Below are 25,871 nucleotides of genomic sequence, written 5' to 3'. Positions count from 1 at the left end.
CACTCAGGCGCTGGTGATACTGGCTCGCAAGCTTGCTCGGGTCGTATTCGCCCTGCTGAAAGGACAGAGCGAATATCAACCCAAAGCCGGTTGAGGGCTTCCCCTCAACCATAGAATCTCCCACAGGTGCCTACCGGCCGACTTGGTACTGATGGGAGAGTGTTTCCCTGTAGGAGCTGCCGAAGGCTGCGATCTTTTGATTTTGATTTTTGACAATGTCGAAAGGGCGGAAGATCAAGATCAAAAGATCGCAACCTTCGGCAGCTCCTACAGGCCGAGCGTTAGCTCGCCTGCAGCTCTTGATCTTGATCCACCCGCCCCCTCGGCAGGCCTCGTTCCGGTGTTCATCCGGGGAATGGCGCGCAGCGCCGTTCGACGCAGTCGAACTCATTGCATGCAGGTCGAAGCGAAGCCGACCGGAGGGCAATGCCCCCGGATGAATGCCGGAGCGAAGGAACCCAGAGCCTCAGCGAGGGGGGGCGAGACCGCCAGCCGCGACTACCGAAGAAACGGAAATGCCCCGATCAAACAGACTCCTTCCTGACCCGGAACCAGGCCGCATACAACGCCGGCAAAAACAAAAGCGTCAACGCCGTAGCAACGATCAACCCCCCCATGATCGCCACCGCCATCGGCCCGAAAAACACACTGCGCGACAACGGAATCATCGCCAGAACAGCCGCCAGTGCCGTCAACACAATCGGCCGGAACCGCCGCACCGTGGCCTCGATGATCGCCTGCCAGGGCTTCAACCCGGCAGCAATGTCCTGCTCGATCTGATCCACCAGAATCACCGAGTTACGCATGATCATCCCCGACAAGGCGATAGTCCCCAGCATCGCCACGAAACCGAACGGCTGGCGGAACACCAACAGAAACAGCGTCACCCCGATCAACCCCAGCGGCGCCGTCAGAAACACCATCGCCGTACGCGAGAAACTGCGCAGTTGCAGCATCAGCAAGGTCAACACCACCACGATGAACAACGGCACGCCGGCCTTCACCGAGTTCTGTCCACGCGCCGAATCTTCAACGGTGCCGCCGACATCCAGCAAGTAGCCGTCAGGCAGTTCGGCGCGGATCGGATCGAGGGTCGGCATGATTTGCTGCACCAGTGTCGCCGGTTGCTGCTTGTCATAGATGTCGGCGCGCACCGTCACGTTAGGCAGGCGGTTGCGGTGCCAGATGATGCCCTCTTCGAAGCCGTACTCCAGGGTCGCGATCTGCGACAGCGCGACGCTGCGACCGTTATCGGTCGGCACCGCCAGGCTCGGCAGCAATGACAGCTCGGTGCGTTCATGCACGGTGCCGCGCAACAGGATCTCGATCAACTCGTTGTCTTCACGGTATTGACTGACGCTGGAACCGGTGAGGGAGCTTTGCAGGAACTTCGACAGGTTCGCCGTGCTCACGCCCAGCGCCCGCGCGCGGTCCTGATCGATGTTCAGGTACACCACCTTGCTCGGTTCTTCCCAATCCAGGTGGACGTTGACCACATGCGGGTTCTCGCGAACCTTGGCCGCCACTTTGCGCGCCAGCGCCCGCACCTCCTCGATGTGCTCCCCGGTCACGCGGAACTGTACCGGGTAGCCAACCGGCGGACCGTTTTCCAGACGCGTGACCCGCGAGCGCAGAGCAGGAAATTGCTCGTTGAGGGTTGAGATCAACCAGGTGCGCAGGGTTTCCCGTTCTTCGATGGTTTTCGCCAGAACGACAAACTGGGCGAAGCTCGCCGCCGGCAGTTGCTGATCCAGCGGCAGGTAAAAGCGCGGTGAACCGGTGCCGACGTACGCCACGTAATTGTCGATCCCTGCCTTGTCCTTGAGCAGTGCTTCGAGGCGTTTGACCTCGTCGGCGGTGTTGCTCAGCGAAGCACCTTCGGCCAGTTTCAGATCGACCATCAACTCTAGGCGACCCGATGCCGGGAAGAACTGCTGCGGCACAAACTTGAACAGCACAATGGAGGCGATGAACAACAGCACAGTCGCGGCGATCACGGTTTTGCGCCAGCGCACGCACCACTCCACCAGACGCCGGACGCGCTGGTAGAACGGCGTGCCATAGGGATCGGGTTGGCCGGCACCGTGCTTGGCGGCGTGAATCTTCGCCAGGTCCGGCAGGAGTTTTTCCCCGAGATACGGCACGAAAACCACCGCGGCCACCCACGACGCCAACAGCGCGATGGTGACCACCTCGAAGATCGAACGGGTGTATTCGCCAGTGCCCGATTGCGCCGTGGCAATCGGCAGGAAGCCGGCCGCGGTGATCAGCGTACCGGTGAGCATCGGGAACGCTGTGCTGGTCCAGGCGTAACTCGCGGCTTTGACCCGGTCGAACCCCTGCTCCATTTTGATCGCCATCATTTCCACGGCGATGATCGCGTCGTCCACCAGCAAGCCCAGCGCCAGTACCAATGCACCGAGAGAAATCTTGTGCAGGCCGATGCCGAGGTAATACATGCTGGCAAACGTCATCGCCAGCACCAGCGGAATCGCCAGGGCCACCACCATGCCGGTGCGCACGCCGAGGGAGAAGAAGCTCACCAGCAACACAATGGCCAGGGCCTCGACCAGCACTTGCACGAACTCACCGACACCGGTTTTCACCGCCGCCGGCTGGTCGGAGACTTTGCGCAGCTCCATACCGGCCGGGAGGTTTTTCTGGATGCGGGCGAATTCGACTTCCAGTGCCTTGCCCAATACCAGGATGTCACCGCCGTCCTTCATCGCCACCGCCAGGCCGATGGCGTCCTGCGCCATGAAGCGCATGCGCGGCGCCGGTGGATCATTGAAACCACGCCGCACATCAGCCACATCGGAGATACGGAAGGTGCGATCACCGACACGGATCGGGAAGTTCTTGATCTCCTCGACCGTCTGAAAATTCCCCGTGACCCGTAGCTGCAAGCGCTCGCTGCTGGTTTCGAAGAAGCCTGCCGTGGATACCGCGTTCTGTTCTTCAAGGGCTTGCTGGACGGCCGCCAGCGGCAAGCCGAGGGTAGCGAGCTTGACGTTGGAGAGCTCGATCCAGATTTTCTCGTCCTGCAACCCCAGCAGTTCGACCTTGCCCACATCCTTGACCCGTTGCAGCTGGATCTGGATGCGGTCGGCGTAATCCTTGAGCACGGCGTAGTCGAAACCCGCGCCGGTCAGGGCGTAGATGTTGCCGAACGTGGTACCGAATTCATCGTTGAAGAACGGCCCCTGAATCCCCGGCGGCAGGGTATGACGGATGTCGCTGATTTTCTTGCGCACCTGATACCAGAGCTCCGGGATCTCTGCCGAGTGCATGGAATCGCGCGCAATGAAGGTGACCTGGGATTCCCCGGGCCGCGAGAACGAAACGATGCGCTCGTACTCGCCGGTTTCCATCAGCTTTTTTTCGATGCGTTCGGTGACCTGGCGCGAGACTTCCTCGGCGGTCGCGCCCGGCCAGTTGGTGCGAATCACCATGGCCTTGAAGGTGAACGGCGGGTCTTCACTCTGGCCGAGCTTGGTGTAGGAAAGTGCGCCGACGATGGCCAGCAACAGCATCAGGAACAGGACGATCTGGCGATTACGCAGCGCCCATTCGGAAACGTTGAAGCGCATCGGGGCTTACTCCTTGTTCGCCAGATTGACCACGCGATTGGAGCGATCCACTGGACGCACCTGCTGCCCTTCGAGAAGCACATGGACACCGGCGGCCACGACCCAGTCGCTGGCGTTGAGCCCCTCGAGCACCGGTACGGTTTTCTCACCGAAGGCACCCACTCGCACCGGGGTTTTCTTCAAGGTGTTGTTGGCGCTGACGACCCAGACATAGGTCACGCCGTTTTCTGCGGTCAACGCCGACAGTGGAACGGACAGAGGCACCACGTCGGCGGCCTGCACGAACACCCGGGCGCTCTGGCCCAGCTCCACCGGCACCTTGCCGGAGGTGAAGGCGATGCGCGCCGCGAAGGTGCGGGACTTTGGATCAGCCGCCGGCGACAGCTCACGGATGCGCCCTTCGAAACGCTGGCCGGGCTGGGTCCAGAGTTCCACCGCCACCGGCTCACCGACCTTGAAACGGCCAAAGTTCTGTTCCGGCAGGCTGATCAGCACTTCACGCTCACCATCGGTCGCCAGGGTGAACACCGTTTGCCCCGCGGCCACGACTTGCCCGACTTCCACCAGACGCTTGGCCACGACGCCGTCCTGCGGCGCACGCAGCACGGCGTAGCTGGCCTGGTTATTGGAAACGTTGAATTCGGCCTTGATTTGCTTGAGGCGCGCTTCGCCGGAGCGATAGAGGTTTTCGTGATTGTCGTACTGCGAACGGCTGACCAGCTGACGCTCCATCAGGGTTTTGTAGCGATCACGCTCGGCACGCACCATGCTCAGATTGGCTTCAGCTGCAGCGACCTGGGCCCGGGTGGCCTCCAGTTGCAGGCGCACGTCTTGAGGATCGAGCTCCGCCAAGGGTTGATCGGCTTTGACCCGCTGCCCTTCCTCTACCAGTCGTCGGCTGACTTTACCGCCGATGCGGAACGCCAGGTCCGGCTCATAACGCGCACGGACTTCCCCTGGATAACTTTCCATGGACTGTGCCGAAGGCTCTGGCTGAACCACCATGGCCGGGCGCACGCTGACTGGCGGCACTTCGTCGGAGCCACACGCAGACAGTAAAAAAGCCAGGGTGACTGGCAACGCGAGGGGCAAGACATAGCGGAACATGGTGAAGGACCTTTCGCTAATGGTGCTTTGAATAATTATACTGAGCAGTATGTTATTAATAGCAAACTCACCAGTCCAGTAATAAAAGCGAATATGCCAAACAATCTTTCAGCACCCAATGGCCCAGGCAGACCCAAGGATCTGGTCAAACGCCAGGCGATTCTCGATGCGGCGAAAGTGCTGTTTCTGAGTAAGGGTTATGCCAATACCAGCATGGATGCCGTCGCAGCCGAGGCCGGAGTGTCGAAGCTGACGGTCTACAGCCACTTCAACGACAAGGAGACACTGTTCTCCGCCGCCGTGGTGGCCAAGTGCGAGGAGCAATTGCCCCCGCTGTTCTTCGAGTTACCCGAAGGCGCAGCAGTGGAAACCGTGCTGCTGAACATCGCGCGCGGTTTTCATGCGCTGATCAACAGTGACGAATCAGTGAACCTGCACCGACTGATGATGACCTTGGGCAGCCAGGACCCGAAACTCGCGCAAATCTTCTTTGAGGCGGGCCCGGAGCGCATGCTGCATGGCATGGAACGCTTGCTGAGCCGGATCGACGAGAGTGGCGTGCTGAGCATCGACAAGCCGCACAACGCCGCCGAGCACTTCTTCTGCCTGCTCAAGGGCGCCGGGAATTTTCGTTTGCTGTATGGCTGCGGCGAGCCGCCGGTCGGCGAGGCCGCGGAGAGCCATGTGCGGGAAGTGGTGGGGTTGTTTATGCGGGCTTATCGGCCCTGATTTGGCGTTGCCTGGGAAAAGATCGCAGCCTGCGGCAGCTCCTACATTGGAATGCGTTCCCCTGTAGGAGCTGCCGAAGGCTGCGATCTTTCAAGGCTTCAAAGCCTTCTTCGGATAAATATCGTACCGGCTCGACTTGCCATCCAGCGCATGGCTCGGCTTCGGCCCGTCGATGCACGGCGCCTTGCGCGGGCGCTTGACCACCACCCGGTGGCTGGCCAGGGCCAACGCCGCTTCGAGCAAGGCCGGCGCATCCGGGTCATCGCCCACCAGCGGCCGGAACAGGCGCATTTCCTTCTTCACCAGCGCGGTTTTCTCACGGTGCGGGAACATCGGGTCCAGGTAGATCACCTGCGGCGGCTCACCCTCCCAATTGCGCATCACCTCGATCGAGTTGCCCTTGAGCAGCCGCATGCGGGCCACGATCGGCGCCACGTCGAAATCTTCCGCGCCACGGGCCAGGCCATCTTCCAGCAAGGCGCCGATCAGCGGCTGACGCTCGATCAGGCTCATCTCGCAACCGAGACTGGCCAGTACGAACGCGTCCTTGCCCAGCCCTGCCGTGGCATCCAGTACCCGCGGGCGCACGCCCTGTGCGACGCCAACAGCCTTGGCGATCATCTGCCCGCTGCCGCCGCCGTACAACCGGCGATGGGCCGCACCGCCCTCGACGAAATCCACCCGCACCGGCCCCGGCGCGTCCGGCCCCAGCTGTTGCAACTGCAAACCCTGGTCGCCCACCTGCAAGGCAAATTCGCCGTCCGCCACTTGCATCGGCAAGCCCAGGCGCTCGGCCCATTGCTCGGCTTGTGGCTCGAAAGCCGCGTCCAGGGCCTGGACATGGATGCGGCAGGCCGCGGGTTGATCAATCATCGGAAAACACGCTCAAAAAATTAATGATCGGCAAAAACTGCCGATAACAAAACTATCGAGCATTTTGCCAGAGCTGAGCGTCGACCGAGAGAAATGTCAGACATTCAACCCACAATCACAGGTTTTATATCGCCCTACGGCAATTACAACCTGCGAAATACCCAGGCACTGAGCGGTGTCAGTCACATCTGGCAGGATTTCTTTGCCCGTGCGCTGGCCGATCAGTCGGGTGATGTGCTGCCTGAATCACTGAATTTCCCGCCGGTCGATCTCGAAAGCCCGGTCGAGCCAACCGTTGGCAGCGATCTGCTGGAACACATCGTTTCCCAGCGTGAGTGCGACGTCAAAGAGACCGAGGTCCACCCGCCAGAGCCTCTGTTCCTGCCGATTGCCGAATTCGAAATGGACCTGGCCGACAAGCCATTCCCACCGTTCCCGGCAGATGAAATCGTCGCCCAGCAAAAACAACAGGACTTCGACAGCGGCTGGATTCGCCCGCTCGTGCTCAACGCCGGTCAGCCACTGCCGGAAGCCGGCCCTGCCCCGCAACCGCGCCCGCTGCACCTGCCGATTGCCGAATTCGAACTCGATCTGCTCGACAAGCCGTTCCCGCCGTTCTCCCCGGAAGAACGGATCGAACAGCAGAAACAACTGGATTTCGACAATGGTTGGGCGCGCCCGATCGTCCTGCAAAACCTGCGCATCGCCGCCTGACCCTCAGCCTTTGAAGAACTGATTGGCCTTCTGGTACGGCATCGACCGCGAAGTGAAGCCGAACGTGCCTGATGTCTGGATTTCTTCGGCGGCACGGAAGAATTCACCATAGGCCGCCAACGCCAGCGCCGAACCGACGCTGATGCGTTTGACGCCCATTTCAGCCAACTGCGCGACCGTCAGCTTCAAGCCGCCCGACATCAACACATTCACTGGCTTGGGCGCCACCGCGCGCACCACCGCCAGCACATCCTCGGCGCTGCGCAGACCGGGTGCGTAAAGCACATCGGCACCGGCCTCGGCGAATGCCTGCAAGCGGCGGATGGTGTCGGCCAGATCTGGATTGCCATGCAGGAAGTTTTCGGCCCGGGCGGTCAATGTGAAGGGAAACGGCAAACTGCGAGCGGCAGCCACAGAGGCCTCGATGCGCGCCACGGCGTGGTCGAAACAGTAGATCGGGCCTTCTTCGCGGCCGGTGGCGTCTTCAATCGAACCCCCGACGGCTCCGGCCTCTGCCGCGCGCAAGATGCTTTTCGCGCAGTCGGCCGGGTTGTCGGCAAAGCCGTTTTCCAGGTCCACGGCAACCGGCAGGTCAGTGGCGGCGACAATCGCCTGAACGTTCATCAGGGTATCGTCGAGGCTCAAGCCGCCATCGGCACGGCCCTGGGAAAAAGCATAACCGGCGCTGGTGGTCGCCAGCGCCTCGAAGCCGAGGCTGGCGAGCATCTTCGCTGAACCGGCATCCCACGGATTGGGAATCACAAAAGCGCCGGCACGTTCGTGAAGGGCTTTGAACGCCTGGGCTCGAAGGGTTTGCGCATCCATTTGGCAGGCTCCTGAAGAGGGGGAAAGAATCCGCCTCAGAGCAAGCCAAGTTGCTCGGCGGCGGGTTCTCTGTATAGCTCAGGCAGCGCCGGCAAGCCAGGCAGACGCCGCATCAGCCTGGCGTGAAAACGCTGCGCCAGTTTCGCGGCCAGCAGGTTGTCGGCGGTGTGCAGGAAGATATACGGCGTGCGCCCTTCTTCGATCCACAGCGCGATTTTCTCGACCCAGGGTTCCAGGAACGGATCGTTGGCCTCAAGCACCGGATGGCCGATAAAACGTACCTGCGGACACTGCGTGAACGCCGCCGGACGCGGAGGCACCCGGGGCTTCTTCGATTGGGCGTGAAGCACTGACGGCTCGGTCGATGTGCAACTGAACAACGCTCGGGGATCGAGACAGATGCGTTCAACACCGCGATCCAGCAGCAGACGGTTGAGCATCCGTTCGCTTTCACCCTTGGCGAAGAAATCGCCATGACGCACTTCAACGGCCAGCGGGCGCTGCAGGGCATCGATAAATCCGGCCAACTCGGGCAAGCGTTGGGGCGTGAAGCTTTTCGACAGCTGCAACCACAATGGCGACACCCGATCACCCAGCGGACTGAGCAATTGCAGGAAGGTTTCGGCGGCTGTCAGTTGTTCGCGCAGGTCGCCACCGTGGCTGATCTCGCCGGGGAACTTGGCGGTAAAGCGAAAGTGCTGCGGCATGGTTTCGGCCCAACGCTGCACGGTGCTGGCAGCCGGGCTGGCGTAGAAGGTCGTGTTGCCTTCTACGGCATTGAAAACCTGGCAATAGAGATCAAGAAACTCGGCGGGTCGGGCGTGCGGCGGATACAGGTAATCGCGCCAGGCGTTCTCGCTCCAGGACGGGCAACCGAGGTAATACGGCAGCAACATCAGATGTACAGGTCGAGACCCAGCACATCCGTATCCCAATCGACGAAACCGGCGGTACTCAGGTAGCTGGCCAGCGCCGTCGCCACGCTTTTGCTCATGGCACGGTGGTAAATCATGTCCTGCTGACGGGCGGGAAGATTGCTCAGTTTTTGCGCAGAGGCTTTGGCGGCGCGGGCAGCCAGTTGCTCTTCAGTCGGGAATTCGGGCTCGCCTTCGATGGCGTCGTCTTCCACCACAGGATCTTTGCGTGGCTTGCGCTTGATGGGGTAGGACTGAGAGGAAACGCCGTCGATACGCATACGTGCATACTCGGAATCAGTGATGGCAGTTTAGTGGCGCAAAACCCACTTCGCAAACCGCCGAGTGATAACTAGAACACATAAAAGGCAAAAGGTTTAAAAGCTGGGGTTAGAAAATGACGACTGGAAAAGATCGCAGCCTGCGGCAACTCCTACAGAAGATCGCATTCCCCTGTAGGAGCTGCCGCAGGCTGCGATCTTTTACGGTTAACGCGCCTTTGGTGTGGCCACTTTGTCCCGCAGATAAACCGGCTGCGCCTCGTCAGCCACGATCGCCTCGCCACGCGCCCAGGCAAATCGCGCCAGGGTCAGCAGGTCTTCGGCATGGGGCAACATGGCCGCGTCCTGGCCACTCAGGCTGACCGCGATACGCTCGCCATACCCCCAACCGGTACCGGCACCGAACCACTCGCCGCCGGCATCGGCCGGCAATGCCGCGGACTCCGGCGGCAGTACCGCTTCAGCGCCAACAAGACGCATCTCCCCGGCCTTTTCGCGGTAGCAACCCCAATACACTTCATCCATGCGCGCATCGATGGCCGCAGCGACCTGAGTGGCGCCATGTTCGCGCAATGCACGTTGCGCCAGCACGGCCAGGTTCGACACCGGCAGCACCGGGCGATTCAGGGCAAACGCCAGGCCTTGCACCACGCCGATGGCGATGCGCACACCGGTGAAGGCTCCCGGGCCACGGCCGAACGCAATGGCATCGACCGCTTGCAGGGTGGTGCCAGCATCGGCCAGCAATTGCTTGATCATCGGCAACAGCTTCTGCGCGTGCAGGCGCGGGATCACCTCGTAATGGCTCGTGACCTTGCCGTCATGCAGCAAGGCAACGGAGCAAGCTTCAGTCGCGGTGTCCAGGGCCAGCAAGGTGCTCATCGATGTATCCACAAGAGAGATCAGAAAAAAGTGCGTCAGTATAAACAACTACGGCCCGCAAGCGGGCCGTAGAAGATGAAGCGATTCAGACTTTTCAGCTCAGGGCTGCAAGCACCTTGGCGGTGATCGCTTCAACCGAACCGACGCCTTCGATATGGCTGTACTTCGGCTTGCCATTGGTAGCCGACAGCGTCTGGTAGAACTCCACCAGCGGCTTGGTCTGGGAGTGGTAGACCGACAGGCGATGACGCACGGTTTCTTCGGTGTCGTCCTTGCGCTGTACCAGCTCTTCACCGGTGATGTCGTCCTTGCCGGCGATTTTCGGCGGGTTGTAGACGATGTGGTACACGCGGCCGCTGGCCTCGTGAACACGACGACCGGCGATACGCTGGACGATTTCTTCGTCTTCGACGGCGATTTCAACCACTGCGTCCAGCTCGACGCCGGCAGTCACCAGGGCTTCAGCCTGGGGAATGGTGCGCGGGAAGCCGTCGAACAGGAAACCGTTGGCGCAGTCGGGCTGGGCAATACGGTCCTTGACCAGTGCGATGATCAGGTCATCGGACACCAGGCCACCGGCATCCATGATGCTCTTGGCCTTGATGCCCAGCTCGGTGCCGGCCTTGACCGCTGCACGCAGCATGTCGCCGGTGGAGATTTGCGGAATGCCGAATTTTTCGGTGATGAACTTAGCCTGAGTACCTTTACCGGCCCCGGGAGCTCCCAGCAGAATGACGCGCATCGATGTGCTCCTCAATTTTTTATATGGATAACGTCAGATTCGCCTCGTGGGGCCAATCTCAAAAAAGGGTCGTGGCCGCCCAAACGGCCAAAGGCTGATCAAGATACACAGCAGGCTGCGCCCACACAAGACGCCAAAAGTCGGAGAAACCGCTGCCTCCTGCGACCATTGCGCACGGTTCCCCAAGTCGCAACCCCAACATTAACTGTCGCCTGACAGCACTTTTCAACCCGTCCTGCGGCGGCATCCGCCTCACCTGCCGGATGCCTGCCCCCAAGGCAAAAACCTTAGCCGGTGTTGCGCAAACCGGCGGCAATCCCCGCGACAGACACCAGCAGGGCCTGTTCTACAGGGCTGCCCTGCGCTACATCCTGCAATCGTGAACGGGCCAGCAACTCGGCCTGCAATAGATGAAGCGGGTCGAGGTAGGTGTTGCGCAAGCGGATGAATTCAAGGGTCGCTGGGCTATGTGCCAGCAGCTGCGACTGCCCGGTCAGGCCGAGGACGATGGCGCACGCCTGCGACAATAGGTCGCGTAAGTGCGCACCCAATGGCAACAGATTCGGCTCCACCAGACGCTCGTCATAGGACTGGGCAATGTCGGCATCCGCCTTGGCCAGGACCATCTCCAGCATATCGATGCGGGTGCGGAAGAACGGCCATTGCTCACGCATCTGCCCCAGCAGTTCACCTTCACCCCGCTCCAGTGCCTTGCTCAGGGCAGATTCCCAACCCAGCCAGGCCGGCAACATCAGGCGCGTCTGAGTCCAGCCGAAGATCCACGGAATCGCCCGCAGGCTTTCGATCCCCCCGGCCCGGCGCTTGGCCGGGCGACTGCCCAGGGGCAAACGACCGAGTTCCTGTTCCGGCGTGGACTGGCGGAAATACTCCACGAACTGCGGATTCTCCCGCACCACGGCGCGGTAGGCGCTGACACCGTCGGCGGCCAGTTCGTCCATCAAATGGCGCCACTCAGGCGTCGGTGGCGGCGGCGGCAGCAGGGTCGCCTCAAGCACGGCGGCCAGGTACAGGTTGAGGTTTTGCTCGGCGATGTCCGGCAGGCCGAATTTGAATCGAATCATTTCACCCTGTTCGGTGGTGCGGAACCGCCCCGCCACCGAACCCGGCGGCTGCGACAGGATCGCCGCATGGGCCGGGCCGCCGCCACGCCCCACGGTGCCGCCGCGACCGTGGAACAGCAGCAGTTCCACTTGCTGTTCGCGGCAGATATCCACCAGTCGCTCCTGTGCCCGGTACTGCGCCCAGGCCGCCGCGGTGGTGCCGGCGTCCTTGGCCGAGTCGGAATAGCCGATCATCACTTCCTGCGGCCCTTGCAGGCGCGAACGATAGCCCGGCAACAGCAGCAGCTTCTCGATCACCGGGCCGGCGTTGTCGAGGTCGGCCAGGGTTTCGAACAGCGGCACCACGCGCATCGGCCGCAGCACGCCGGATTCCTTGAGCAACAATTGCACCGCCAGCACATCGGAAGCGGCACCCGCCATCGAGATCACATAGGAACCGAGGGACGCCCCCGGTGCAGCGGCGATTTCCCGACAGGTCGCCAGCACCTCGGCGGTGTCGGCGGAGGGTTTGAAATACGTCGGCAGCAACGGCCGACGGTTATTCAGTTCACGCATCAGGAAGGCGATGCGTTCTTCCTCGCTCCAGTCCTCGTAGCGCCCCAGGCCGAGGTAGTCGGTGATTTCGGTCATGGCAGCGGTGTGTCGCGAAGAATCCTGGCGCACATCCAGACGAACCAGGAACAGGCCGAAGGTCACCGCCCGGCGCAGGCAGTCGAGCAAAGGCCCGTCGGCGATCACGCCCATGCCGCACTCGTGCAACGAGTGGTAGCACAGCTCCAGTGGGTCGAGCAGTTCGCGGTTGTTTTGCAGCACGTCGGCCGGGGCCGGCGTGGGCGTCGCCAACGAGGTGTGCGCCCAGTTGCGCGTCGCCCGCAGGCGTTCGCGCAGCTGTTTGAGCACTGCCCGGTAAGGTTCGGCGCTGTCACCCGCCCTGGCCTTCAATTCATCGCTGGCCTGCTGCATGGACAGCTCAGCCGCCAGGTGGTCGACATCCCGCAGGTACAGATCAGCCGCCATCCAGCGCGCCAAGAGTAAAACCTCTCGGGTCACCGCCGCCGTCACATTGGGGTTGCCGTCGCGGTCGCCGCCCATCCACGAGGCAAAGCGAATCGGTGCCGCCTCCAGCGGCAAGCGCAGGCCGGTAGCGGCGTGCAGGGCCTGGTCGGCCTTGCGCAGGTAATTGGGAATGGCCTGCCACAGCGAATGCTCGATCACCGCGAAACCCCACTTGGCTTCGTCCACCGGTGTCGGACGCGTGCGGCGGATTTCCTCGGTGTGCCAGGCTTCGGCGATCAGGCGCTGCAAGGTGGTCTTGATCTGCTCGCGCTCGGCACTGGTCAAATCGCGGTGATCCTGCGCCGCCAGTTGCGCGGCGATGGCGTCGTACTTCTGGATCAGCGTGCGGCGCGCGACTTCGGTCGGGTGCGCGGTCAGCACCAGTTCAATCTCCAGTCGCCCCAATTGCCGGGCCAGTGCGTCGGCACCATGACCCTCGGCGCGCAGGCGAGCGAGCAATTCGGGCAACACCCTGGCTTCGAACGGCGCCGGCTGAGACTCCTCCCGACGGTGAATCAACTGGTATTGCTCGGCGATATTGGCCAGGTTGAGAAACTGGTTGAACGCCCGCGCTACCGGCAACAGTTCGTCTTCGCTCAACTGGTTGAGGCTGGCGCTGAGCTCGGCGTCCATGGAGCCGCGCCGGTCCGCCTTGGCGCCCTTGCGGATCTGCTCGATCTTGTCGAGAAAACCATCGCCATATTGTTCACGAATGGTATTGCCCAACAGCTCACCCAACAGGTGAACGTCCTCGCGCAAGCGTGCATCAATATCGGTCATCAGCAGGTCTCCAGCAAAAAATCCGGGCGGCTTGGAACCTAGAGAGTGCCGCCCCAGACAGGTTCTTACAAGCAAGACGACGAAGGGCCTTCAAACCTTGCCTGTTGAAGCTAGTCTGAAGATAAGCCGTACAACGGCTGTCGCCGGCCAATGCCGGACACTCACCCTGCCCGCCACGAGCGGTCGCGCCATGAGGTCACTATGAAAATTCGCGAGCTTGCCCATCACTGGGAAGAAAACGCCAAGGGTCGCCTGACCGACACCGGCTACTCGATTCATCTGGATGTGGAGTCCGCCGCACGGCTGGCCGCGCTCGTCGAGATGTACCCCAAGCGGCATCCCGAAGAACTGCTCGGCGATCTGATTGGCGCCGCGCTCGAAGAGCTGGAAAGAAGCTTCCCGTACGTGAAAGGCTCGACCGTGGTCGCCACTGACGAAGAAGGCGACCCGTTGTACGAAGACATCGGACCGACCCCGCGTTTTCTGGCGCTATCCCGTCGGCATCTGCACGACATGTCGGTGCCGGACGACAAACAGAAACACTGATTATCCACACAACCTGTGGGAGCGGGCTTGCTCGCGAAAGCGGTGTGTCAGCCGATATCAATGTTGCCTGACACTACGCCTTCGTCGGAACGCCGCCCGGAGCAAGCCCGCTCCCACACTGGACTGTATTTCACTTCATAAATTGCGCTTCTCCGGGCCAGGAAAAGGCCCGGCACAGCGCTTCGCACCATGTAAATCCCCGCCTTAGAGCCCTGTTGATTCGGTCAAAGTTTTTTCGATAGCCGGCTAATTTCTCTGAACTTTCAAAAAAAGCCTCGGGTCAACCCAAGTAACCACGCCTGGGACGAGCGTTTCAAAACACCCCGCAATTGATGGCTTCAGCGCCCTGCCCAGGATGGATTCAATGCTTTTCAGGAGTTAGCCCAATGGAGTTGAAGACCATGAAAACCCGAACCGGCACATCCTCGTTCACTCATTCACGCGGCCTCCAGCTGGCGGCGCTGGCCCTCGGCAGCAGCCTGGTCCTGGCCGGTTGCGCCGGTAACCCGCCGACCGAGCAGTACGCGGTGACCCAATCGGCCGTCAACGACGCCGTGAGCGCCGGCGGCACCGAGTTCGCCGCGGTGGAAATGAAGTCGGCCCAGGAAAAGCTCAAGCAGGCCGAAATCGCCATGCACGACAAAAAATATGACCAGGCCCGGACACTCGCCGAACAGGCGGAGTGGGACGCTCGTGTCGCAGAGCGCAAGGCCCAGGCGATGAAGGCCGAACAATCCGTGAAGGACGCGCAGAAAGGCGTTCAGGAATTGCGTCAGGAAAGCCAGCGCACCGTTCAGTAAGCGGCGCCACGCATTCCCACTCGACTAAAAGGACGAAATCATGAAACGCATTCAACTGATGATCCCAACCCTGCTGGCTGCCACCATCGCCCTGGCGGCCTGCTCCACGCCGCCCAACGCCAACCTCGAACAGGCCCGCACCAACTACAGCGGCCTGCAAGCCGACCCGCAGGCCAGCAAAGTCGCAGCCCTGGAAACCAAGGAAGCCAGCGATTATCTGGACAAGGCCGACCAGGCCTACAGGGACAAGCAAGACGCAGCCAAGGTTGACCAGCTTGCCTATCTGACCAACCAGCGGGTTGAAGTGGCCAAGCAGACCATTGCCCTGCGCACCGCTGAAGCCAATCTGAAAAACACTTCGGCACAACGGGCCGAGGCCCGCCTGGAAGGCCGCGATCAGCAGATCAAACAACTGAAGGACAGCCTCAACGCCAGGCAGACCGAGCGCGGGACGCTGGTGACCTTCGGGGATGTGCTGTTCGCCACGGACAAGGCCGAGCTGAAATCCAACGGCCTGATGAACATCAACAAACTGGCGCAGTACCTCCAGGAAAACCCCGACCGCAAAGTGATTGTCGAGGGTTATACCGACAGCACCGGTACGGCATCGCACAACCAGTCGCTCTCGGAACGTCGTGCGGATTCCGTGCGAGCGGCCCTGGTGAAGATGGGCGTTGATCCGGCGCGTATCGTTGCCCAGGGGTACGGCAAGGAGTATCCGGTGGCGGATAACTCAAGCACCTCGGGTCGGGCGATGAACCGCCGGGTGGAGGTAACCATTTCCAATGACAATCAGCCGGTGATGCCGCGTTCGGCGGTGAGCGCGAACACTCAATAGCTGGCCGGCGAGTTAAACAAAAGCCCCGCCTGATCTGTTCAGCCGGGGCTATTTATTTTTACGCCGCTGGTCGTCACTGTTATTTCTGACAGCAGATAAAACTCCTCGCAAAAGTTATGAAGGGTCTTCAGAACTTTGAGGAAGGACCATGAAACTGTCAGCTGCTTTATTACTGTCCTGTTTGATCGCAACAACGATGGCTTACGCGAGCACACCTGATGCCGTGGACGACGATGCCATTCCCACCGAAATCCCCTTGCCTAAAGCCGGCGTTAATCAACGGCCCGTTGTTGGGGAAAAGACAGTCTTGTTGATAGCGACTCACTGGCAAGGCAGTAAAGAAATAGACATGCAAAAACTTGATGCAGACACCGCCTCGGAACAACCCGGGTCTTTAGGTGATTACATACGACAAGCCTCAATGGGCAAATTAACGCTTAAATGGACGACGGTCACGGTCAGGATTACGACGCCGTATCCAGGATGGTCTAACGGTTACAGGGAAGCTGCAGAGGAGGCGCTGAAACAAGGCTATGATTATAAACAATACGACTACTTAATGGTTATCGAAAATGGTCCTGGTGGAGGTCAGGCGTGGATGCCGGGGGGGTCGCTGATTGTACGCGGGCAGTATGGAGGCCACTATTTATGGGCACATGAGTTCGGGCATAACCTCGGATTCAATCATGGTGAAACCTACACCAAATGCCCAAAAGTCAACGATACCGTTTTAGCTCCCGACCAATGCGAGATCATCCCGGCCCGCCCCGGTGTCGACTCCGGAGACCCGGTATCGCAGGGCAGAGGCCTCTATCCTGCAAATTATCGTTGGTATGCCGGTTGGCTGGATAACTCTCAAGTAGCGGTAATCGAACGCTCAGGTCTATATCGCCTGGGTGTACTGGGCCAAAGTGGACCGCAACTTTATCTCATCAATCGTACTGGATTGACTCCCAGGCAAATCGCCCTGGAGTACCGCCAACCCACCCATTACGATAATTTCCCACCGACCGATAATCGAGCGAATGGTGTCTGGGTGCGCTACACAACCATGGGAGGAACCGTAAAAAACCTACAGCTAGATGCTACACCGGAAACAGCCACGACGACTGATCCAACTTTACAACCAGGCAAGACTCTTGAAGATAAGACCGCAGGCATTAGCGTTCATGTCTGTACGGCATCAGCTAACGGGGCGACGGTCGCCATTGGGGTAAACGGTGAGGTGGCTCCAGTTTGTCCAGAAGGACTCGCACTGGCCGCACCTTATATTCAAACTCCTGTTTCTGGAGCGCCTGCTACTCAAAACCCCGTAACATTTATCGGTACGAGCATCCCTGGGGCGAAGATACTCCTTACTTACAACTCCGGATCTGACGATAGCGCCTCTGCTGAACTTATCGCGGATGCGGCTGGAATTTGGAAAACAACATTACCGCCATTACCTTCAGGAAAATATGTCGCCTCGGCGTTACAGATGGTCGGTAACAGCACATCACTCATAAGCTTTCGCTGGTTTGAAGTAGCGCGGTAGCTTTTTATTTTGCTATCCAGCTTCGTATGTCAGAGCAAAACGGGGGCTTCCTCCTTAAATTTCTTGAATTAAAAGAAGGAAGCACTCCCTACACCGTTATGGTTACTGCTCCAGCTTCTGCGGCGTCTCCTGCCCCATGCAACGCACGGCTTTTTTCTTGCTGTCGACCAGCACGCCAGTCAGGCCTTTCTGTTCCATGTCAAACAGCACGAGCACACCATCGATGCATTGCGCCACTTGCGCGGCCGGTTCCAGTGAGACTTTGTAGTCTTCGCCCGGAATCGTCTTGAGCATGGTGAATTCGTTGAGCAGCAACGCATCCTCGGGCTTGGCGAAGTGCAGGTAGCCGTACCACCACAGGGCACCGACGGTGCCGAGGATGCTGCAGATACCGGTGATGATCAGCGGGATGGCGTTACGTTCTTCACTCATTGCGGACTCTCTGGTGGTTCATCTTCAGAATTCGGGGGTGCCGGATAATTGGGAATTTCACCCAGGCGGCGCAGGCCGTTGAAATGCTGCGGGTCATCGAGATAGCGCAGCATGACGTTACGCCAGACCGGGTCGGCGAACGTCTGCACGTGACCGCCACGGGTCAGTTGCAGCACCCTCGGCGGGGGCGCAGCTTGATACAGTCGGATGCCGTTGGAAAGAGGCACGATCGGATCGTCGATGCTGTGGTAGATCAGTTTCGGCACATATTTAAGTTGCGCCATGGAGTTGATCGCGCTGTCGCCGTCTGGCACCAGCCACGACAACGGCACCTGGAACGTCCAGAACACCCATGAATTACTCAACGCATAGCGACCGACGCTACGGTAACTGGCGGGCACACCGTCGAGGACAAAAGCCTTGAGTTGTTTCTGCCGTTGCGGGTGCTGGACCAGGTAATGCACGGCCATCGAGCCACCGAGGCTCTGGCCGAGCAGGATCAGCGGCTTGCCTTGAACCTCCGGCGCCTTGTCCAGCCAGGCGAACGCCGCATCGATGTCCTGGTAGATCGCCGGCAGGCTCGGTTCGCCTTCGGACAGGCCGTAACCGCGATAGTCCACAAGCAACACCTGGTAACCATTTTTCGGCAACCAGAAACTGCCGCCAAGGTGCATGGGCAGGTTTCCGCCATTGCCATGCAAGTGCAGCACCGTGCCCTTGACCTCAACCCCCTGCTTCACCGGCAGCCACCAGGCGTTCAGTTTGAGGCCATCGGCGGTGTTCAAGGTGATGGTGCGATACTCGAGCCCGGCCTTTTCCGGGGTGAACAACTGGCCGGGTTCCGGATAGAACAGCAGCGAGCTGCAGCCATTCAAGACCAGGAAAAGGCAGAGGATGCCGAGGATTCTCATCCGTTGAAACCTCGCAAGTATTGAGTTGGAACACATCACCTGTGGGAGCGAGCTTGCTCGCGATGGCGGTGTATCAGACAACAGAAGTGTTGAATGTGAGACCGCCATCGCGAGCAAGCTCGTTCCCACAGGGGAATTCATTGTTCACAGGATATTCGAGTAATCCGCCTCGATCCGGTCCAGGCTCAGGTGGTTGAGGAAGTTGGAGAAGCACATCCACGCCGACAACGCGTTCATGTCGCGGAACTGTTCCGGCAGGTACTTGGGCGGCACCACCAGGCCTTCGTCCACCAGCTGACGCAAGGTACGCATGTCTTCCAGGGTGGTCTTGCCGCAGAACAACAGCGGTATCTGCTCCAGCTTGCCTTTACGCACGGCCAGTTGAATGTAGTTGTAAATCATGATGAAGCCCTTGAGGTAGGACAAGTCTTTGGTGAATGGCAGACCTGTCGGCACCGAGCCGCGGAACACGCGGCTGGCGTTGCTATAGCTCTCGGGCATCTCGAAGCCTTGCTCACGGAAGAACTCGAACACCTGCAGGAAATCCGCGCCCTCTTCCACCATGTGAATCGCGCGGGTGCGGTTGGTGAGTTTGCGCAGACGGCTCGGGTACGAGGCGAAGGTGATGATTTCCATCAGGATCGCCAGGCCTTCCTGGGTCACCGTCGACGAGGGCGGGCCTTTGGCCAGGAAGGTGCAGATCGGCTGGTTCAGGCCGTTGAGCGTGGTGCCGACGTGCACCAGCCCTTCGTGGACCTCCAGGGCGCGCACATCGCGCTGGTTGAACATCGCGTCGGAGCGGATCTTGATGTAGTCGGCGCCGGCCGCCGCATCGGCGACGATGCCGTCGGACTCGAACACCCGGATGGTTTCCTCGGCTTCGCCAAACACCTTGTTCAAGCGATGCTGCAACATATCGACCGCATCCTTGGCGGTCAGCGTCTTCGGTTCGTCCTTGAGGTCGCCACGGCCGTCGATGTTGTTCAGGTATTCGGACAGCATCATGCCCAGGTCGGACAGGGTCGGGTCGCCGGCATGGAACGCGTCGGACGCGGCGCCGTACAATTCCTGGGAAATCAGGCCGAAATCCTCGGTGCCGCGCGCTTCGAGCATGCGCACCACCATGCGGTACTCCTTGCACATGCGCCGCATGATCTGGCCGACGGGATTGAACTGGCCGAGCTGGCGGGTGATGTCGCGCTCGATGTTCTGGAACTCCAGCTTCACTTTGCTGGAGTCGAACGCCAGCGGCCGGTTGAGATAGTAGTCGCGGTCCACCGCGGGCATTTCCTTGCCCTTGGCCTTGAGGAAGCCCTTGCGAATGTTGTCGTCCCATTTGACCGCATCGAGTACGCGGATCGGCGTCTGTGCCAGCACGATGCGATCAGACAAAATGCGTATCGACTGTTGGTAATCGTCCACGCGAAACTCCTGTAGAAACCTGTGGGTGCCGGTTATTTGGCTTTGGCCTGGCGCTGATAGCGCACCGCTTCGACGAACACATCGGAATTGGCCGGGTCGTCGAGGTAGGCGGCAACTTGATCCATGTGGCTGTCGATCAATACGCCATCGCCCTCGTTGGTCTGGAAGCTTTCACCACTCAGGGCGTTCTGCTTGATGGCCTGGTTGATCTGTTCGAGGTCGAGGTTGTAGACCACCAACTCATGTTTATCGGTCAGTTCAAAACCGCCGAGGGTGAAATGCCCGCCGAACTGCGCCGGCACCTTTGCCGACAGGTACCAGCGGCTGCCATGACGCGACACCGTGAAAGGATAGGCCTCCCGCTCCCCGGGCCTGGCCCGGTAATAGCTGACGGCCTGATAGCGGTTGTCGCCGATGCGGGTCAGTTCGAGGTTGAGCGCCTCGCCCCAGGCATTGGTGCTGGTCCATTTGCCGAGTAATCCTTTGGGCGCGGAGTCGCTTGCAGGCAGCGGCTCCTTGAAGGACACCAGACAGCCACTGAGCAGCAAGAACGACAAGGCGATCACAACGACACGCCAGGCTTTCATTCAATACTCCCTATGAACATACACCGCCCTAAGGTGGACACATTCCCCTGTGGGAGCGAGCTTGCTCGCGATGACGGTGTGTCAGACAACATTAATGTTGAATGGTAAACCGCTATCGCGAGCAAGCTCGCTCCCACAGGGGAAAGCACCAGCCGGGACTACTCCGATGCCAGCACCAGGTGCATGTAGCGCGTCAGGATGCCGAGCATTTCCTCTTCGGCGGCAGGCTCGTCTACGTTGAGCAGGCCCTGATATTCCATCCGGCCGATAATCGCCGTCAACACCTTGGCATCCTGATGCGGCTCGCGCGAGCCCAGCACCTGGAACAGCTGGCAAGAGCCCTGCAACAGGATTTGCTGATGCGAACGCACCAGTTCGGCCAGGCGCGGGTTAAGCAACGCCTCCTGGCGGAACGCCTGCTCGGCCATCAGGTGTTCGCGGCGATTGATCAGTTGCCGGTGAACGTAATCGGTCATCAGCCGTGCGATATCGTCCGCCAGTTTCGAGCGCGCCTGCGGGCTGCCATCGCCACTGGCGATCATGTCACGCAGCAGGCCCTCGTTGTTCACCCACAGCTTGCCCATGTAAGCGGCACTGCGTTCCACGTATTGGGCGAAGGTATCGGTGAGCAAATCATCGATATCCTTGAAATAGTAAGTGGTTGCCGACAACGGCACCTGCGCCTCGGCGGCCACCGCACGGTGCCGGACCGCACGCACGCCATCGCGCACGACAATGCGCATCGCGGCGTCGAGAATGTCCTGTCGACGCTGCTCACTGCCCTGTCGGCTGGCCTTGCGACCCTGGTACTGAACACTTTCAGCGACCGCAGTGGCGATACCCGCTGCACCTTCTTGAGCCATTGCACGAATCACGACAGGTATTTCCTCTCAGATGAAAGTAACAAGTTGATACGTTTGTACCAGACAGGCAATAAAAAAGCCGCCTGAAAAGGCGGCTTTTTTAGTTGAAACACTTACGCTTGCGGCCGCATGTGCGGGAACAGGATCACGTCGCGGATCGACGGGGAGTTGGTCAGCAGCATCACCAGGCGGTCGATACCGATACCTTCACCCGCCGTTGGCGGCATGCCGTACTCCAGCGCACGCACGAAGTCGGCGTCGTAGTGCATGGCTTCGTCGTCGCCGGCGTCCTTGTCGGCCACCTGGGCCATGAAACGCTCGGCCTGGTCTTCCGCATCGTTCAACTCGGAGTAGGCGTTGGCGATTTCACGACCACCGATGAACAGCTCGAAACGGTCGGTGACGTTCGGGTTGTCGTCGTTACGTCGGGCCAGCGGCGACACTTCGAACGGGTACTGGGTAATGAAGTGCGGCTGTTCCAGCTTGTGCTCGACCAGCTCTTCGAAAATCATCACCTGCAGCTTGCCCAGGCCTTCGAAGCCCAGCACCTTGGCGCCGGCTTTCTTGGCTATGGCGCGAGCCTTGTCGATGTCGTTCAGGTCGTCGGCGGTCAGCTCGGGGTTGTACTTGAGGATCGAGTCGAACACCGACAGGCGCACGAACGGCTCGCCGAAGTGGAACACCTTGTCGCCGTACGGCACGTCGGTGCTGCCCAGAACCAGCTGAGCCAGTTCACGGAACAACTCTTCGGTCAGGTCCATGTTGTCTTCGTAGTCGGCGTAGGCCTGGTAGAACTCCAACATGGTGAATTCAGGGTTGTGACGAGTCGAAACGCCTTCGTTACGGAAGTTGCGGTTGATCTCGAACACCTTCTCAAAGCCGCCGACAACAAGGCGCTTGAGGTACAACTCCGGTGCAATGCGCAAGAACATTTCCATGTCCAGCGCGTTGTGGTGGGTTTCGAACGGCTTGGCGGCCGCGCCACCCGGAATGGTCTGCAGCATCGGCGTTTCCACTTCCAGGAAATCACGCTTCATCAGGAAGCTGCGGATGTGGGCGATGACTTGCGAACGCACGCGGAAGGTCTGGCGCACGTCTTCGTTGACGATCAGGTCAACGTAGCGCTGGCGGTAGCGCTGTTCGGTGTCGGTCAGGCCGTGGTGCTTGTCCGGCAGTGGGCGCAGGGATTTGGTCAGCAGGCGCACGTTGGTCATTTCAACGTACAGGTCGCCCTTGCCGGAACGGGCCAGGGTGCCTTCGGCGGCAATGATGTCGCCCATGTCCCAGGTTTTCACCGCGGCCAGGGTTTCTTCGGACAGGGTCTTGCGATTGACGTAGACCTGGATACGACCGGTCATGTCCTGGATCACCATGAACGAGCCACGGTTGAGCATGATACGACCGGCAACCTTGACCGGGATCGCAGCCTCTGCCAGCTCTTCCTTGGTCTTGTCCGCGTACTGTTTCTGCAGTGCATCGCAGTAGTTTTCGCGGCGGAAGTCATTCGGGAAGGCATTGCCCTTGGCGCGCTCGGCAGCAAGCTTTTCCTTGCGCAGGGCGATCAGGGAGTTTTCTTCCTGTTGCAGGGCTTGCGGGTCGAGTTCTAGGTCGCTCATGTCTTTAAATATTCCATCTGGTTCGTTTTCCCCGGCCTGCGGCCGGGGATCGCCGGCAAGCCGGCTCCTACAGGGGATCGCGATGTGTCAGTAACTTACAGCCCGGACTTCAGGCTCGCTTCCAGGTATTCGTCGATGTCGCCATCGAGCACCTTGTCACAGTCGCTGCGTTCGATGTTGGTGCGCAGATCCTTGATCCGCGAGGCATCGAGCACGTACGAACGGATCTGATGACCCCAGCCGATATCGGACTTGGTGTCTTCCAGCGCCTGGGACGCCGCGTTGCGCTTCTGCATTTCCTGCTCGTACAACTTGGCCCGCAGCATTTTCATGGCGGTGTCCTTGTTGGCGTGCTGGGAACGTTCGTTCTGGCAGCTGACCACGGTGTTGGTCGGTACGTGGGTGATACGTACGGCCGAGTCGGTGGTGTTTACGTGCTGACCACCGGCACCCGAGGAACGATAGGTGTCGATCCGCAAGTCTGCCGGGTTGATTTCGATTTCCACCTTGTCATCGATCTCTGGCGAGACGAAGACCGCGGAGAACGAGGTGTGGCGACGGTTGCCGGAGTCGAACGGGCTCTTGCGCACCAGACGGTGCACGCCGATCTCGGTGCGCAACCAGCCAAACGCGTATTCGCCCTTGATGTGTACGGTCGCGCCCTTGATCCCGGCGACTTCACCGGCGGACAGTTCCATGATGGTCGCGTCGAAACCGCGTTTGTCGGCCCAGCGCAGGTACATGCGCAGCAGGATGTTGGCCCAGTCCTGGGCTTCGGTGCCGCCGGAACCGGCCTGGATGTCCAGGTAGGCGTTGTTCGGGTCCATTTCGTGGCTGAACATGCGACGGAATTCCAGCTTGGCCAGACTTTCCTCGAGACGGGCCAGCTCGGCGACGACATCGTCCACTGCGCCTTCGTCGTTTTCTTCGACAGCCATGTCCAGCAGGTCGCGGCAATCGGCCAGACCGGTGTTCAGTTCGTCCAGGGTATCGACGATCTGCGCCAGCGCAGCGCGCTCGCGGCCCAACTCCTGGGCGTATTCAGGTTTATTCCAGACACTCGGATCTTCAAGCTCGCGATTGACTTCGGTCAGACGCTCATGCTTTTGATCGTAGTCAAAGATACCCCCGAATGGTTTCGGAGCGCTCGGACAGGTCCTTGATGGTGTTCAGGATCGGGTTGATTTCCATGACGGGCAGCACTCGTTGGCGAACTTTTGAAAGCCGGCGAGTATAACGCAATCAAGCTGCCACGGCAGCCCGCTTGGCGGCTTTAGGGGCGAATGGTTGGGGGTTGCGACGAAAACCTGTAGGAGCTGCCGAAGGCTGCGATCTTTTGATCTTGCCTGTAAAAAACAAAATCAAAAGATCGCAGCCTTCGGCAGCTCCTACAGGGGCGTGGTGGTCACCCGATGCCCACTTGGTGCGCCCGTTGTTCTTCGCCGAATACAGTCCCTTGTCCGCCGCCAGGATCTGTAGAAGCTGCCGCAGGCTGCGATCTTTTGATCTTGCCTGCAAAAAGCAAAATCAAAAGATCGCAGCCTGCGGCAGCTCCTACAGGCGCGTGGTGGTCACCCGATGCCCACTTGGTTGCGCCCGTTGTTCTTCGCCGAATACAGTCCCTTGTCCGCCGCCAGGATCTGTAGGAGCTGCCGAAGGCTGCGATCTTTTGATCTTGCCTGCAAAAAGCAAAATCAAAAGATCGCAGCCTTCGGCAGCTCCTACAGGGGCGTGGTGCTTACCCGATGCCCACTTGGTTGCGTCCGTTGTTCTTCGCCGAATACAGTCCCTTGTCCGCCGCCAGGATCAGGTCGCGGCAGTTGCTGCCCGCTTTCGGGGTGATGGTCGACAGGCCGATGCTGATGGTCAGGCTCGACCCTTCGGCTGGCGAGTTATGCGGGATCTTCAAGGCTGCCACGGTCTGGCGCAGCTTCTCGGCGACAAGCCGCGCGCCGCCCTGGGAGGTATTGGGCAGCACCAGGGCAAATTCTTCGCCTCCGTAGCGGGCCGGCAGGTCCGAAGGGCGGGCGCTGGCGTCCTTGATCGCCGCGGCGACCTTGCGCAGGGCTTCGTCGCCTTCCAGGTGGCCAAAGCTGTCGTTGTAGGCCTTGAAGTAGTCGACATCGATCATCAGCAACGACAACTGGCTCTGCTCGCGTAGCGAGCGGCGCCACTCCAGTTCCATGTACTCGTCGAAGTGCCGACGGTTCGACAGCCCGGTCAGGCCATCGGAGTTCATCAGGCGTTGCAGGACCAGGTTGGTGTCGAGCAGTTGCTGCTGGCTGACCCGCAACGCGCGGTACGCCGCGTCCCGTTGCAGCAGGGTCATGTAGGACCGTGAGTGATAGCGGATGCGCGCGACCAGTTCGATGGTGTCCGGCAGCTTGACCAGGTAATCGTTGGCCCCGGCCGCGAAGGCCGCGCTCTTGATCAGTGGATCTTCCTTGGTCGACAGGACGATGATCGGAATGTCCTTGGTCGCCGGGTGATTGCGGTATTCGCGCACCAGGCTCAGACCGTCAAGGCCGGGCATGACCAGATCCTGCAGGATGACCGTCGGCTTGATGCGCACCGCGTGGGCGATGGCCTGGTGTGGATCGGCGCAGAAGTGGAAATCGATGTTCTCTTCGTTCGCCAGGCCCCGGCGCACGGCTTCGCCGATCATGGCCTGATCGTCCACCAGCAACACCATGGCGGCGTTTTCGTCGGTCTTGAAGTCGTCGAGCTGTAATTCATTCATGTGCGGT

At 60.2% G+C, this 25,871-nt stretch carries 23 protein-coding genes and 1 pseudogene; 7 read left to right on the top strand and 17 right to left on the bottom strand.

Going from position 1 to position 25,871, the window contains the following annotated elements; genetic code table 11:
- Positions 1–94 (top strand): annotated as a pseudogene (locus C9422_RS32615) (IS110 family transposase); the annotation flags it as partial.
- A 430-nt stretch (positions 95–524) separates the two neighbouring features.
- Here C9422_RS32615 and C9422_RS20965 read toward each other — a convergent pair.
- Positions 525–3,590 (bottom strand): efflux RND transporter permease subunit, encoded by a 3,066-nt coding sequence (locus tag C9422_RS20965; RefSeq protein WP_116581990.1) that lies wholly within the window; start codon positions 3,588–3,590, stop codon positions 525–527.
- Between the two features lie 6 nt (positions 3,591–3,596).
- The gene (locus C9422_RS20960) at positions 3,597–4,697 is read right to left on the bottom strand and encodes an efflux RND transporter periplasmic adaptor subunit (RefSeq protein ID WP_116581989.1); all 1,101 of its coding nucleotides are present in this window, start codon (positions 4,695–4,697) and stop codon (positions 3,597–3,599) included.
- Positions 4,698–4,790: 93 nt separating this feature from the next.
- Here C9422_RS20960 and C9422_RS20955 point away from each other — a divergent pair, with 93 nt between their 5' ends.
- Positions 4,791–5,426, top strand: coding sequence for a TetR/AcrR family transcriptional regulator (locus C9422_RS20955; protein ID WP_116581988.1), 636 nt, complete (start codon positions 4,791–4,793; stop codon positions 5,424–5,426).
- Positions 5,427–5,516: 90 nt separating this feature from the next.
- Here C9422_RS20955 and C9422_RS20950 read toward each other — a convergent pair whose 3' ends face one another.
- On the bottom strand, positions 5,517–6,299 hold the full coding sequence (locus tag C9422_RS20950) for a class I SAM-dependent methyltransferase (RefSeq protein ID WP_007995774.1): 783 nt from the start codon (positions 6,297–6,299) through the stop codon (positions 5,517–5,519).
- 93 nt (positions 6,300–6,392) lie between these two features.
- On the opposite strand from C9422_RS20950, the gene C9422_RS20945 reads away from it, so the two are divergent.
- Positions 6,393–7,013: an energy transducer TonB gene (locus tag C9422_RS20945; protein ID WP_116581987.1), complete on the top strand. Its 621-nt coding sequence runs from the start codon at positions 6,393–6,395 to the stop codon at positions 7,011–7,013.
- Positions 7,014–7,016: 3 nt separating this feature from the next.
- Here C9422_RS20945 and C9422_RS20940 read toward each other — a convergent pair whose 3' ends face one another.
- The 6 genes from C9422_RS20940 to ppc form a co-directional block, all read right to left on the bottom strand.
- A complete protein-coding gene (locus tag C9422_RS20940; protein ID WP_116581986.1) occupies positions 7,017–7,838 on the bottom strand; it encodes an oxaloacetate decarboxylase in 822 nt (273 codons plus the stop codon).
- 35 nt (positions 7,839–7,873) lie between these two features.
- The gene (locus tag C9422_RS20935) at positions 7,874–8,734 is read right to left on the bottom strand and encodes a DUF72 domain-containing protein (RefSeq protein ID WP_116581985.1); all 861 of its coding nucleotides are present in this window, start codon (positions 8,732–8,734) and stop codon (positions 7,874–7,876) included.
- Positions 8,734–9,033, bottom strand: coding sequence for a hypothetical protein (locus C9422_RS20930; protein ID WP_116581984.1), 300 nt, complete (start codon positions 9,031–9,033; stop codon positions 8,734–8,736). Before C9422_RS20930 ends, C9422_RS20935 begins: the two co-directional genes overlap by 1 nt.
- Positions 9,034–9,240: 207 nt before the next feature.
- Positions 9,241–9,915 carry a tRNA (adenosine(37)-N6)-threonylcarbamoyltransferase complex dimerization subunit type 1 TsaB gene (gene tsaB / locus C9422_RS20925; RefSeq protein WP_116581983.1) on the bottom strand — a complete coding sequence of 225 codons (675 nt, stop codon included), beginning with the start codon at positions 9,913–9,915 and terminating at the stop codon, positions 9,241–9,243.
- A 94-nt stretch (positions 9,916–10,009) separates the two neighbouring features.
- Positions 10,010–10,657, bottom strand: coding sequence for an adenylate kinase (gene adk, locus C9422_RS20920; protein WP_116581982.1), 648 nt, complete (start codon positions 10,655–10,657; stop codon positions 10,010–10,012).
- Positions 10,658–10,944: 287 nt separating this feature from the next.
- A complete protein-coding gene (ppc, locus tag C9422_RS20910) occupies positions 10,945–13,575 on the bottom strand; it encodes a phosphoenolpyruvate carboxylase (protein ID WP_116581981.1) in 2,631 nt (876 codons plus the stop codon).
- A 201-nt stretch (positions 13,576–13,776) separates the two neighbouring features.
- On the opposite strand from ppc, the gene C9422_RS20905 reads away from it, so the two are divergent.
- The 4 genes from C9422_RS20905 (at position 13,777) to C9422_RS32055 (ending at position 17,293) form a co-directional block, all read left to right on the top strand.
- The gene (locus tag C9422_RS20905; RefSeq protein ID WP_015093732.1) at positions 13,777–14,121 is read left to right on the top strand and encodes a hypothetical protein; all 345 of its coding nucleotides are present in this window, start codon (positions 13,777–13,779) and stop codon (positions 14,119–14,121) included.
- A gap of 386 nt (positions 14,122–14,507) precedes the next feature.
- Positions 14,508–14,921 carry a DUF4398 domain-containing protein gene (locus tag C9422_RS20900; RefSeq protein ID WP_116581980.1) on the top strand — a complete coding sequence of 138 codons (414 nt, stop codon included), beginning with the start codon at positions 14,508–14,510 and terminating at the stop codon, positions 14,919–14,921.
- Between the two features lie 40 nt (positions 14,922–14,961).
- Entirely contained in the window at positions 14,962–15,759 is a 798-nt protein-coding gene (locus tag C9422_RS20895) for an OmpA family protein (RefSeq protein WP_116581979.1), read from the top strand.
- Positions 15,760–15,907: 148 nt separating this feature from the next.
- Positions 15,908–17,293, top strand: coding sequence for a transposase (locus C9422_RS32055; protein WP_133249025.1), 1,386 nt, complete (start codon positions 15,908–15,910; stop codon positions 17,291–17,293).
- Between the two features lie 102 nt (positions 17,294–17,395).
- On the opposite strand, the gene C9422_RS20890 is transcribed toward C9422_RS32055, so the two are convergent.
- From C9422_RS20890 to C9422_RS20840, 8 genes are all read right to left on the bottom strand, one after another.
- On the bottom strand, positions 17,396–17,725 hold the full coding sequence (locus tag C9422_RS20890) for a hypothetical protein (RefSeq protein ID WP_008051386.1): 330 nt from the start codon (positions 17,723–17,725) through the stop codon (positions 17,396–17,398).
- Entirely contained in the window at positions 17,722–18,636 is a 915-nt protein-coding gene (locus C9422_RS20885; RefSeq protein ID WP_116581978.1) for an alpha/beta hydrolase, read from the bottom strand. The genes C9422_RS20890 and C9422_RS20885 overlap by 4 nt, the downstream gene beginning before the upstream one ends.
- A gap of 144 nt (positions 18,637–18,780) precedes the next feature.
- The gene (locus C9422_RS20880; RefSeq protein ID WP_095965012.1) at positions 18,781–20,058 is read right to left on the bottom strand and encodes a flavohemoglobin expression-modulating QEGLA motif protein; all 1,278 of its coding nucleotides are present in this window, start codon (positions 20,056–20,058) and stop codon (positions 18,781–18,783) included.
- 32 nt (positions 20,059–20,090) lie between these two features.
- A complete protein-coding gene (locus C9422_RS20875; protein WP_116581977.1) occupies positions 20,091–20,645 on the bottom strand; it encodes a hypothetical protein in 555 nt (184 codons plus the stop codon).
- Positions 20,646–20,803: 158 nt separating this feature from the next.
- A complete protein-coding gene (locus C9422_RS20870) occupies positions 20,804–21,508 on the bottom strand; it encodes a TetR/AcrR family transcriptional regulator (RefSeq protein WP_081500975.1) in 705 nt (234 codons plus the stop codon).
- A 113-nt stretch (positions 21,509–21,621) separates the two neighbouring features.
- Entirely contained in the window at positions 21,622–23,124 is a 1,503-nt protein-coding gene (lysS, locus tag C9422_RS20865; protein ID WP_033047908.1) for a lysine--tRNA ligase, read from the bottom strand.
- A 95-nt stretch (positions 23,125–23,219) separates the two neighbouring features.
- A protein-coding gene (prfB, locus tag C9422_RS20860; RefSeq protein WP_095965010.1) for a peptide chain release factor 2 occupies positions 23,220–24,315 on the bottom strand; the annotation gives its coding sequence in 2 pieces (ribosomal slippage) (positions 23,220–24,242 and positions 24,244–24,315; 1,095 coding nt in all).
- 547 nt (positions 24,316–24,862) lie between these two features.
- A complete protein-coding gene (locus tag C9422_RS20840) occupies positions 24,863–25,864 on the bottom strand; it encodes a PleD family two-component system response regulator (RefSeq protein ID WP_116581975.1) in 1,002 nt (333 codons plus the stop codon).
- Positions 25,865–25,871 lie beyond the last annotated feature (7 nt).

The organism is Pseudomonas sp. B1(2018) (assembly GCF_003097365.1).
Lineage (GTDB): Bacteria > Pseudomonadota > Gammaproteobacteria > Pseudomonadales > Pseudomonadaceae > Aquipseudomonas > Aquipseudomonas laurylsulfatiphila.
This window is presented reverse-complemented; position numbering and strand designations above follow the sequence as displayed.